Consider the following 13,309-nt stretch of genomic DNA (forward strand, 5'->3'; position numbering starts at 1 on the left):
GTACACAGCGAAATGTTGGTAGTCATAAACAGAAACAAATGAAGAAAATTTTAATAATTGGAATCTTATCTTTTTTCGGACTTCATTGCTTTTCACAATCCGAACCGACCCAGAATTATGAACAAGTTCTGGTAAATGAAAATTTGAAAAGAATTAAAACGATGTATTATAGAAGTGAGGATACTACAAAATCTGAGGGGAGGCTATTATTTAAAAAGGAATTTGATGAGGAGGGAGTGTTAGCTAGGAAATATGTTTACACATTTTGGGATGTAGTATCCTATGATCACACTACTAAATATAAATATGATTCCAAGGGAAACCTTATAGAGAAAACAAAAATTCAGAAGATTCTTAATCTAGGTAAAAGAGATGCTGGATACATAGAAGCTCTTGGAGATGACCCAATTAATGAAAAATCATTTTATACATACGATGAATCAAATAGACTTTTAAAGGAAGTAAACTATACTTTTGGCAAAGAAGGATTCGATAAAAAAGATACCCCTAGCAACACTGTAGAATACACTTATAACCAAAAGGGCCAGTTGATAAAGGAGATAGGGAAAGCACCTAACGGTCGAATAATTTATCGAAATTATGAGGCAACTTATGACTATGATAAAAACGGAAACAAAATCAAGGAGACTAGGATCTTTACCACCTCTCCAACAGAATATTCTAGAACAACAACCTATTCATATAACAACAAAGGGAAGTTAATTGAAGAAAAGACTGAGGATTCTGGATTACCAAGCAACAACAAACATTTGAAGTATGAATATGATAGCAATGGGAGAATAATCACAATTCTTAGATTCTCTCAAAATGATGATAGCTGGGAAGTAACTAAAGCCTTCTCTTTTGATGAAAATGGCAATCCGATACTTGGAGATGATGAAACAACCTTTACGTTCTATGAAAATGGATTAATAAAAGGAGAATTATGGAAAAGCAGTAGAAGTGATGAAACTGTGAACTTCATAACTACATACGAATTTTATTAAAATTCGAACTGCCAACATTATGTTGCTATGAAAAGCCATAAGAATGCCAGCTAACCCTAAAAGGTGGGTTCCTCTCCCGAGAACTTCAATTAGCACATCTTTTTCGATGAATAATTAAATTATATAGATTTATTTTAAAGATAAACTCCTACCTTGAAGGTTTAATAAATTCAATCATTAGCATGCCTGCAAATTTTCTTTGCTGGAATTTCTTTAAACATTTGTAAATGATTGTAAGCGTTTAGAAATGGCTGTAGGGATGGAGATAAAGGAAATAAACGTTGGGTGCGCATATCCGATTATTGTAGCCAATACAAAGAAACATCCTACTAATTTGAAAGTATGATTAAGAATATAGAACAAATTGAGAAAATAAGTTGCTTTGACTCGTTCGTATGGACGGATATTCCTGATTTTACTAAATACAACTTCTTATTTGGCTTTAATGGTTCTGGAAAGACTTCATTATCTAATATTTTCAACTTAATTACCACAAAAACAAACTTTTCTGAAGACAAGAAAAAAGAGTTGTTTCAAGATTTAAAAAATAGTGATGCAGGGAAGATTAGAGTAAATACTGGAAATAATCAAAAGTTAACATATCCATCGACTGATAACCAAAATAATAGAAATGTATTTGTTTTTAACTCAAACTTCATCTCTGACCATGTTTACGATGGTACAAAAGGAAATTTTAAAAAGTTTAATGTATCTTCTACAGAGCTTAATGACCCTGACATAAAGAAAATTACAGATAAAATTGAGGCAAAGGAAGAAACTATAAAAGAACTGAATAAAAAGACAAAAAAGGCTGAAGATGAGTTAGCTCAGGTAAAAAAGGATTATAACTCAGATTTTAGGAAAAATTTTGCGAATAAAACATTATCCGTAGACAAAACAATACCAACAGTAGACCAGATACCTAATGATTCAATAGAACAATTGAAACAGAAATTAACTCTAAAAATAAAGGAGCATAATTTATCAAAAAATCAAAAAAGCCTTGAAGAAGATGTCCAAAGGTTTTCTCAATTAAAATTTTCGGAGATTAAAATTCTTCAGGTAGATATCAATAAAGTACTTCAAGATTCCGTATCTAAAATAGCAACAGACTCATTGACTCAAAAAATTTCTGATTTTCAAGAAATTGTTGAAGAAGATGATATTAGAAAAGTAGAACCTTGGTATAAATTCGGTAATGAATTATTCAAAAAGATAAGTCAAAATCAAAACAAAAATTGTCCTCTTTGTGATTCAAACATAAGTGAATCTTTTAATGATTTGGTTAAATCTTTTTCTGCATATTTTGATAAGGAGTATGAGGTTTTCATCGATAAAATTGATGAACAGATTACATTAATTGAGGCGCAAATCAATACAATTAAAGAAACCAATTCAAATTATGAAAAGCTTTTTAAGCTATACATCAAATACACAGATTTCATCAATCATAGTCCAAGCGAATTTTCTACAGGAGAACTTGAAACATTACTGAATGAAATAAAAGAGGAATTGATTAATAAAAAAAGTAATTCCAATAAGCAGCAGAAACTTGATTTTAGTGAATTGGATGATATTTTAAAGGTGCATAACCAAGTTATGGAAGAGTTGAGTGCTTACGTTGAATCATTAAAAGAAAATCTCTTATCAAGGATCAAATCTCCCAATACTATAGAATCAAGCATTAGGAATATTTATAAATCAATTGTATACAAGAACCTTGACACTAAATTAAATGGAGTTGAAAAATATCATTCAAATTGTGGTTTAAAGAAAAAAACAGTTAAGGAAATTGAAGTATTACAAGAAGAAAAAGTTCAAAGACTTAAGGGGTTAAAAATAGAAGCTAAAAAAGTCGGAGAATTTTTAAAAAGGCTTGGAATTAATCATTTTACAATAGATTTAAATGAAGAAAGTGAAGAAGATAATATACTTGTAAAATATAAATCTCAATCTCAGATTAAATCACGATTAAGGAATACATTAAGTGAGGGAGAAAAAACAGCGTTAGCTTTTTCTTATTTTTTGAGCAAAGTTACAATTGAAACTAAGAATCCCAGCCAAACGATTATTGTTATTGACGACCCGATTTCAAGCCTTGATGATAACAGAATTTATAATACAGCATCAATAATTTATGATACATTTTGTGATTATAAGCAATTATTCATTCTAAGCCATAATTTCTTCTTTCTGAAATACATTTTTCCATTATTTAGAAAAGAAAAAAGTTGCTATCTCATTTCTAATGGCAATATTGATAGTCTACCTAAGAGTTTGCAAAACTTCCAAACTCCTTATTACTATATGATTGAAAGCATAAGTTCTTTTATTGATGCTAATGATAAAAACTATGATGAAGCAAGGAAGTTTTTACCAAATTATATTCGCAGAGTTTTAGAAACATTTTTCAGTTTCAAGTATGCTAAATTAACCAGAGCACGAAACGGAAGCCAATCTCCAGGTTTGGACGATTTTATTAAAGATTACATTGACTTTAGCTCATTACCAATAATGTCTGTGGATTCTATAAACAATGAAAATATAAAGGATAAACTACAAATGATAAGCAATGTGTGTGATAATTTTTCACACGGAAATATGCAGCAACTTGAAAATACAAACTTTATAACCAATCAGTCATTAGACTCTATTTCAAAAGACTGCTTATCAATTATAGAATTTTTTGATGGAATACATTTTAAGATGATAAACGAATTAAATAATACGGAGGAATAAGTACTGGCTACAACATTTTGTATAAGTAATGGCAGGGAAAGTGCTTATATTTAAGGTTTGTAGCCCGCTCAAACTGCATAGGGGTTTAACTGGAAACTACCACGCAATCTGCCACTACTCATACAATTTACCGTTAGGCATAATAATACAACCATGAAATACAGAGGATTATTTGTAATAATTTCAGCAATAGCATTAACAACCATCGCTTATTTAAATACGACTGAATACGCAATTCTAGGCGTACTTTTATTTTTTCTTCTCATTCTTGGAACATCTATTTATGGAATGTTAAAGCCAAAATCAGAAGATAACTATCACAATAGACGGTGGCTTGTTTTTCTTTCGGCAGTAGGTGTATTTTTGTTAGTTTTTAGCAGAATAGTGTTAATGAACTATTGGACAGGTTTTTGGGAATTGTCTAATTATCTGTTTTACACATCAGTAGTTCTATTTCTGACATTTGTTGTTGTTTTAACAATCTCAACCTATAAAAACAAAGGACTTAGTTTTTACAATTCCTCTGACGCAATATTATTATTAACTCCCTTAATATTGTTTTTTCTCTTAGAACTGTTTCATTTTAAAAATTCTGTTTCTAAGGAAAGTATAGACAGAGTCGGTAATTTAAGGAGGTATGCAGACATTTATTTAGGAAATATAATACAAGAAAATAGAGACTCACTATTTATCAAAACTTACAAGCATATAGAGGAAATAGAAAATAAACTTATTGAACAAAGTGGAGGATTAAATACTGAAGGTCATTTAGTCAATGGAAACGATTACAGACGTCCAAATTCAATAGTCATCCAATCTGGCCGGTTGAGAGACTTGGAAATGACATTCAACAAGCTATGGATTTCGATAGACAACAAAGAAGCTAAAGACAAGATAAATAGGATCTATCAATATATTTTAACTGAAAATATCAGAGACAATAGTGTGACAGAAATGCTTTACCGCCTATCTTTATTTAGATTACAATTAAAAAATATAGAATTAGAAATACACGCTACCCAACACTGCATATAGCTTATGGCGGCTAAAGCAGTAAAAGCAAATTTTGTACATTTAAGTAAGTTTGGTGCAGTCAGACGAGAAAGCATTTCCAAAACTGCTACCAAGCCACATGCTTAATGTTATGTATTCCTCCACCAAGCCATTGATTTCATAAGCCAACTGGAGAGTAGAAGAAATAATTATAAATTACTTGTTTTTCCATGCTTTATTGAAACGTTGTCAGAAGCATTTAATACTACTATTCAAGTCTAAATAAAACCGCTTCATGAGTAAGAAAAGAATATTTAGAAAGGGACAGAAATTTAATGACTGGACTCTTACCCAATATGTGGGAGGAGGTGGGAATGGTGAAGTATGGGCTTGTCAGAATTCAAAGGGTGTTATTAATGCAATCAAGTTACTGAAGAAGATTAAGCCAAAAGCCTATACCCGGTTTATTGACGAGATAACTGTAATTGATAAAAATTCAGCCATTCAAGGGATTATTCCAATTGTAGAAAAACATCTTCCTGACAAGTTAAATCAAGAAATTCCGTTTTATATTATGCCACTAGCGGAAAGTATAGAAAAGAAAATTAGAGGTGGTTCAATAGAAGACAAGGTAAAAGCAATTCTTGACGTTGCTGAAACACTTTCAAAGTTGCATGAAAGAAAGATATACCATAGAGACATAAAACCTGAGAATATTCTGTATTATAATTCGCGATTTTCTCTTGTAGATTTCGGACTAGTACATTATCCAGACAAGAAAGAAGTATCTGTAAACAATGAAGAGATTGGCCCTAAATGGACAATGGCTCCTGAAATGAGAAGAGAATCATCAATTGCCGATGGCGCAAAGGCCGACATTTATTCATTAGCTAAAACGTTCTGGATTTTCTTAACAGAAAGGAAAAAGGGTTTTGATGGTCAGTATTCAACAGAATCAATTATAGATTTAAAAAAGTTTTACCCTGAAAGCTATACATCACCAATAGACAATTTATTAATTTTATCAACTGACAATGACCCTCAAAAACGTCCTTCAGTTGATGAGTTTATTTCAAGCCTTCGTGAATGGAAAAAACTTATTGAAGATTTTCATGAGCAAAACCAAATGCAATGGTTCGAAATTCAGACAAAGCTTTTCCCGACTTCTATTCCACAAAGAGTAATCTGGGAAGATATTAATGATATAGTGAAGGTTTTAAAAGTGGTATGCTCTTTCGATAACTTAAATCATGTCTTCTTTCCAAGAAGTGGTGGCCTTGACCTAGAAGATGTCAGATTATCTCATGAAGACGGCTGCATAGAATTAGATTTTCAACTAATTGATATTGTAAAACCAAAACGGTTACTTTTTGAATCTTTTGGTTATGACTATGAGTGGAATTATTTTCGTCTTGAGACAGGAAACCTTGAACCATCTAGTGCTTATGAAAAAGAGGAAGAAAGTGAAGATGGTGAGCCATTAGACAACGAACGTAATTGCGAAGAGGTAAGTGAGCTATCCCCCGGTGAATATTATCCATACCACATACTAGAGAACAGATACTATTACAAGGATGATTATTTAATAACTGACCATGCTAGACATGTTACAAGATGGTTTAAGGGGAGTTTTGTAATGTTTTGTAAACGTTCGACTTATAATTTGACGTCATCAACTTATGATGGAAGACATAATAAAATGACAACTGATGAATTCAGGAAATACATTGAGAGAAATGTCAAATACCTAAAGGACAGAAAAGAAAGTTCCCTAGTAAATCGGTTTCAAGCTGAGCAAAGGAGAAATAGCAGAGACCAAAGATTAAAGCATATTATTGAAGAAAGAACAGTATACAGATGTGAATGGTGTGGTGATATTGTTTCGGAAGATGGAAGTGAATTGGACTCTAATACATTTGCTTATAACTCAAAAGTTATTAATAAATATGGTGACTCTTTAGTTAAACATGTAGCAGGATATTGTTGTATTGAAAAGGAGACCAAGCATTCTGTCAAATAAATCTAATCATCCCCACCAACCCTCTAACACCCCTCCAATAAATTCATCAGTTTTGCCTATCTTGAAACCCATTATAAATTTCCTGATAAAAACAGCCAAAAACCCTTGTCCCGGAACCACCATATTGAAAAACAGCGCATTATCATCTCCGCCAAAAAAGGGGAGAACCTAAGCCCTATCAACAAGGAAATACAGGAAAGCAATGAGGAAAGCCTTCAATTCATTGAAAAACTATTCGATAAATATATTCCGGAAGATAAGCTCATAGAAATCAACAGCATCCACCTTGACCTGGGCTCCCTAAAGCATACAAATTTTAAAAAGGAATACCAGCGTAGGCTCATTTCCCTTTTAGAGGCCGAGCTGAAAAAGCTGACCAAAAGCCCGGAGTTTAAAGCGCATGTGAGCAAAGCGCCATTGCATATCTCGGATCGTTTCAGCCTGCTTGCCAGCTATTTCCTGAAAGGCTATGCACCTGCCCTGCAAAATGAGCCGGGCTTTGAAGTCAACCGTTTGGTAGAGGAGTTGATGTCTTCTGATCAACAAGCTTTCGCAAAGCAGATGTTACCGGCCTGGAACTCCGCTATCGGCCAAAAAAGAATCCAACATCAGTTGCAGCCCGCACTTTATCAAAAATTCTTCGCATTAATGCAAACTGAAACAGCTGTGGAGGGCACGCCTCTCACCTCCGCAGGAATGATCATGCTAAGTCAGTATTTCAAAAGCGGAAGCTGGCCCGAAGGCTACAAGGGCTATTCATTGTTGAAGCAGGATCTGATCTTTAGCCAATTGAAGGATAAGGAAAGGAAAAAGCTGGTGCCGGAGCTTTTCAAACTTGTCAGCCAAAAGGCTGCTCGCAGCAGAATGGCCGGGGCCTTATCTCTTCAATCCCTGAAAACAGCTTTCTCCACGCTTCAAATGCTTAGGCAAAGTCTGTCGGAACTAGAAGCGGTGGAGAGGGAATTGCGTACCAATGAGGCCACTGCTCAGTTCTTAAATGCTGCCGGTTTCCGTTCCTTTTGGCTTGAATACCTGTCGGAATACAGACAAGTTAAAGGCAGGGCAAAGCTCCTGATGGATTTGCTGGATCATCAAATTCCGGGCTTTTTAAAGAATGAAAGTCTGATAAAAAGAATCGGTCAAATCAAAGATGCTGCCCCGCTTTTGGCAGAACTTAAAAAAAGGGAAGCCGCTGGAAAGGAACTGACTAATCAGCAGTCCGCTGCAGTCGGTAGTTCAATGAACCTGTTTTTACATTTCCTGGAAACCGGCTTGCTGCCCGCAGCCAAAGACCTTCACCAGATTTTATCCGGCTTGCTAAGCACCCATTCTGTTTTGCTGGCAAAAATGTTGAGAAATAAATGGAATCTGTATACGGTCAGGTACCGGCTAGCCTACCAAACCCGGCCCGATCATTTGATCCGGCTGGTTCAGCTATTGTTTGGTGAAACCAACTACCTGGCATGGCTTGAGGAAATGTTTGATACAGGGGCTGATGGCCAGCTAATCGATTCCGAGCTGTCCGATAAAATCAGAAGAGACCTCTATTTTGCCTTTTTTGAAGTAATTGCCGAATCTGGAGGAGAGGAAATTGAAAAAGGGCAATTCTATGAACTTTATGCGGCTAGCTTGGCCAATGCTGTACCTGCACTGGATCCTCAGGAGTTGCTTAAGAGCCTGGACAACAAGGCTTATGCCGAGTTGGGCGCGCACATTATAGGGATATTGGGGAAAGAAGAAACCGGCATTGAAAAGAAGAAAGGGATAAAAGCACTTTTAAGTGAGCTGATCAGTGAGGGAACCACTTCCCTTGCTTATAAGGAGCAGTTCCCGAATCAGGAGATTTTATTGTATTTTATAGAGGAGGCTATTAACAAAAATGAGTTCTCAGTACAGCTCTTTTTACAAAGCCAGATCCATCCTACCTTCTGGTCGGAATTGCTTCCATCATTTGAAAATAAGCATCTTGAAAAGATGACCGTACAGGTGGCTACTTTTCAAAAAGCCAGTGTGCTTCAGGTGCTTGATGAATTACAATTGTTGGAAAAGGAAATGGAAACCGGGGCAGCTGCTGCTTTTTACCCGTTGGCTAAAGATATTTATGTAGTGCTCCTCAAAGCCCTGGCCAAAAGCAATTTCTCCATGAGCTCTACTCAGCTGACCGACCTCATGTATGCAGAAGTTTTTTCCCGCTTGAAAAAGGAGCGTACAGCTGTAGTGTATGAAAACCTGATGCAGAGCCTTTCTATCAAATCCAGTAGCCCGTTTTTTCAGGAGAAACATCCGAAAATAGTAAGCTGGCTTAAAAAGAATGATGACAGAAGGATTTCCGGCCAAAGTATTCTGACACATGCTGAAGGAAAGAAAATCGGAATAAAAAAAGTCTGGCAGGATCAATATACGACAACGGACTTGCTCTTGTTTTATTTAGAAAAAGAGCGATTGCCGGACTGGTCTTCCTTGAAAAGCGAGGCGGATCTGAAGCCGGTTTTAGAGCAGATCATTCTTCAGGCTACACCGGCTTTTAAAGAGCAGTTGCGTGTTATTCTCTCGGATAAAAAAGTGGTAGAGAGACTGCTCAATTTGCTGAAAGCTGACATCATAAGCCAGCTTATTGGTTTCCAACAGCCTGCTAAGCTGACACAAAAGGATATCCTGAAATGGGCCGGGCAAGCCAAAATTCCAAAAGCTTCTTCTTCCCCAATAAAGGAAGCTTATAAGAACCAGTACACAACCACGGACTTGCTCCTGTTTTATCTTGAAAAAGATGATTTGCCGGACTGGTCTTCCTTGAAAAGCGAGGCAGATGTGAAGCCGGTTTTTGAGCAGGCCATTTTTCAGGCTACACCGGCTTTTAAGGAGCAGTTGCGTTTCATCCTGTCGGATAAAAAAGTGGCAGAGCGACTGCTCAGTTTGCTGAATGCTGAAATCATAAGCCAGCTTATCGGGTTCAACCAATCTGCTAAGCTGACGCAAAAGGATGTCCTGAAATGGGCAGCGCAAAGCAAAATTCCAAAAGCTTCTTCTTCCCCTATTAAGGAAACTTATCAGGACCAATACACCACAACGGACTTGCTCCTGTTTTATCTTGAAAAAGATGATTTGCCGGACTGGTCTTCCTTAAAAAGCGAGGCAGAGGTGAAGTCCCTTATGGAGGAGACTATTCTGGCTTTTGAACCGGAATTCCTTGCAAAAATACGACCTTTAGTTTTCGATGAGGTGATTGCCAGGAGACTATTTTCTCTGATAAAACCGGCCACATTGAAGTGGCTTTTAAAACAGATCGATTCCCGGCAGTATGAGCTATGGATGCTGTTGATGGAAGATCTTTTAAAATGGGCTACTCAAACAAAAGTGCTGCAGGATTCACCTGGAAAAATTGAGGCATTTCTGCAATTATACATCATGAAAATCATCTTCATGGGAAGTTCTCATGTAGCTGAAGCGGATGTTAATAATCTCTTGAGGAATATTTCCCGTCTTTATAAATTTCCCTATCATCAGTTAATAGGATTGCTTCAAAAGGAAGCTCATGTATTCAAAAGTGAATTTTTAAAAAGATTTATAGGAAAAGAATATGCAATTGTCAACCTCCGGCAAGTCATTGAGTGGCGAAAATCCGGATTGAAACCCTCAAAATCCGATAACTATTCAGCTACTGAGGTGATTTTATATTACCTGACCGAAGGCACATTCCCGGGATGGAGCACAGTCAGAAATGAAAATGAAATGAAGCAACTGTTGGGTGCCGGATTAAAGCATGCTCCTGCAGAGTTCATGGAAGTGGTTTTTCAGCTGTCCGGTCAGGAACAGCCGCTACTTCGTTTGGCCGCTTTATTGAAAATTGCACAAATGAAGAGGGTACTCCGGCTATTGGACGAAACCCAATGGCCACTTTGGGAAACTATTCTGGAAGACCTGGTTCAATTTCAACAACGAAGTCTTTTATTCAAAGGCAGCGAAACCTCCTTTAAGAGTGAACTATACACGCTCACATTTTTGGCTTTATTGGCAGAAAATAAAGGATTTCACCCGGGACATAAACTCCTGTATATTTTATTGGAGGCTCTTTCTGCTCAATATCAGCTGCAGCCAAGACATGTATATCAAAACCTCATTGTTCATTATCCTTCAATGGAAAGTGAAATCCTGAAGGCTTTTATTCGGTCTTATTCGGTAGATAAAAAAACAAAGGAGACAAAAGCGCAATGGCATATTGAGGGGATATTGGAAAGCTTCCATTCTGAATATACCACTGTTGACCTCATTCTTTATTACCTCAAAACCCGCACATTTCCTGCATGGAGTACACTTAAAAGTACGGCTGCATTAAGGGCGTTGATTACAAAAGGCATGAAAGTAGCCGTTCCGGAGTTAATGGAGTTGGTCAGGAAAATACAGGGAGATGATTTTGCAGGGACAACATTTACAGGCCTGCTGGATGATAAAACCTTGCACGCTGTTTTGAAGATGATGGACCAGCAGAAGTTCCGCAGCTTTAAAGCAATAGCGGATGACTTTCTGAAAACAGTAGGGCTGGCAGAGCGATTATCCCTTGAAAAGAGCGATTTGAAAACCTATATGAATTTCCTGCTGCTTCATGAGGTTTCCGGTTCGGAATCACATTACCCTGCTGAAAAATTTGCTGCTTTTATGATAGCGCAGATTGCAGGAAAATTCGCATTGGGCCCTGACCTGATCTATCAGATTTTGGAAGAAAAAATAGATGTAATTAAAAGCAGGCCTTTACGAAAGGCCATTCATGATCAGCGGTCTCCTAAGCATACACTAAAAGAAGAAAAGGAAACAGTATCCTCCTTGTCAGCTGATATTGATGCATTTCTATACATGCTGGCCGAAAAAAGTATTCCCTGGTGGTATCTGAAGACTAGACAAAAGCCTAGTTCGCTTAAGGTAGAAATCCAAAGATTGTACAAGTTTTTGCTCAAGGAGCATTTCAATGAGCTTATTGCAGCGGTACAAAATTCCGGACGGGAGATTTTTTACCTGACGGAGATCTTCGGCCACATCACCTTAAACGAGTTCAATAGAATTGTGAGTGCAGTTGTACCGGGAGTTTCCGGCTTTGTGCTGATGTACACGCGGGTGCTGGAAATATTGTCGGTAGAGAAATTCCCACGTCTTGCTTTTAAAGCAGACACTCAAATATATGTCCATATCTACCAATATATTAGAGCCAAAAGCTCAGGCTTTACCGCCTCTGCTTTTACCCAGGAAGTTTCCAGGCAGATAGCGGATTATTTAAAGATTGATTTCCAGGAATTGATGGCACATTTTTCGGAAGTGGCAGAAACAATGATTGCTAAAGGGGAGCCTAAATTCAAAACCTTCAGAGAGGTATTGCAGACTGTTCAACAGATGAAGCCTGCGGATTCATCCGGGGATAAACTTTTGGTATTACATGAGGAAAGCCTGGCTTCAGAAGAAGATTTTCCCCAGTCGCTTGCCTATTATCTGTTACATGGCTCTATGCCATTCAGGAGTAAAATTAAGAGTTATAATGAGCTTTTGCAGAAATTTGAAGAGCATGTAAAATCAAATCCCCTGGAGTTGAAAGCTGTGCTTACAACAGCCCTTACTGAAAAAATAGCTGTTGAACGTATGCTGCATCATGGCACCGGCTTGATTTTTCGCATGGCTGCATTTATTTATCATACACAGGAAGAGCAGATTGAAGCATGGCTAAAAGGAGTGATTGATTTTATGCATTCCGGATATCCCAAAATAGCAAAGTCAAAATTTGAAGCACTTGCAGTACAGGTATTGGTAAAATCATTTTCATCTCCCGGTCCGGGAAATTTTGATCAGCTTACCCTTACAAAATTATTTTTCACCAAAGCTTCAGCGGAATTGGTGCCGCAATTAATGAGCAAGTTGCCAGCTGATTTCACCAACTATAGGCCGGCAGCCGGAATTTCAAAAGTGTTTATAAAAGTATTGGAAAAGATAGTGGAGTCAGGTGCAATAAAAAGTGTCCAACAGAAAGCGAAAACTCCTGAACTGGAAGCTAATGAGCCACTGGAAGGCCGCCTGGAGGTATATAATGCAGGTGCTGTAATATTAGCCACTTTCCTGCCAAGGTATTTTGATATGTTGGGAATGATTTCTAAAAAAGTATTTCATGATCAGGAAACAGCAGTTCGTGCCGTGCATTTGCTGCAATACCTGGTGAGTGGAAAAAGTGAAACACCAGAACATGAGCTGGCCTTTATGAAAGTGCTGTGTGGAGTCGATCTATCCTATCCCATTCCGCTTTCCATTGAACTAACCGAGAAAGAAATAGAGATTTCAGAAAGCCTGTTGAAAGGGGTTTTGCAGAATTGGGACAAACTAAAAAGTACCTCCATTGAAGCACTCCGGGATGGATTCCTCATACGTAAGGGTTACCTGAATGAAACACCCCATAATTGGGAATTGCAGGTAGAGAAAAGTGGCCGTGATATTTTATTGGACTATCTGCCTTGGTCATTTAACACGATCAAGTTATCTTGGATGCAGAAAAGCTTAAACGTACAGTGGAGAAAGTAAA

At 37.0% G+C, this 13,309-nt stretch carries 5 protein-coding genes; all 5 read left to right on the plus strand.

The genetic code is table 11. From position 1 onward, the window contains the following. Positions 1-38 precede the first annotated feature (38 nt). The 5 genes from JKA74_RS08750 (at position 39) to JKA74_RS08770 (ending at position 13,308) form a co-directional block, all read left to right on the plus strand. Positions 39-1,007 carry a hypothetical protein gene (locus JKA74_RS08750; RefSeq protein ID WP_201430803.1) on the plus strand — a complete coding sequence of 323 codons (969 nt, stop codon included), beginning with the start codon at positions 39-41 and terminating at the stop codon, positions 1,005-1,007. A gap of 342 nt (positions 1,008-1,349) precedes the next feature. Continuing rightward, positions 1,350-3,746, plus strand: a complete 2,397-nt coding sequence (locus JKA74_RS08755) for an AAA family ATPase (RefSeq protein WP_201430804.1) — start codon at positions 1,350-1,352, stop codon at positions 3,744-3,746. A gap of 153 nt (positions 3,747-3,899) precedes the next feature. After that, on the plus strand, positions 3,900-4,781 hold the full coding sequence (locus tag JKA74_RS08760) for a hypothetical protein (protein ID WP_201430805.1): 882 nt from the start codon (positions 3,900-3,902) through the stop codon (positions 4,779-4,781). A gap of 253 nt (positions 4,782-5,034) precedes the next feature. Then, positions 5,035-6,759 (plus strand): protein kinase domain-containing protein, encoded by a 1,725-nt coding sequence (locus tag JKA74_RS08765; RefSeq protein WP_201430806.1) that lies wholly within the window; start codon positions 5,035-5,037, stop codon positions 6,757-6,759. 105 nt (positions 6,760-6,864) lie between these two features. Continuing rightward, positions 6,865-13,308: a contractile injection system tape measure protein gene (locus JKA74_RS08770; protein WP_201430807.1), complete on the plus strand. Its 6,444-nt coding sequence runs from the start codon at positions 6,865-6,867 to the stop codon at positions 13,306-13,308. Position 13,309: the final 1 nt, after the last annotated feature.

This window comes from Marivirga aurantiaca (genome assembly GCF_016679925.1).
In the GTDB taxonomy this organism is placed as follows: domain Bacteria; phylum Bacteroidota; class Bacteroidia; order Cytophagales; family Cyclobacteriaceae; genus Marivirga; species Marivirga aurantiaca.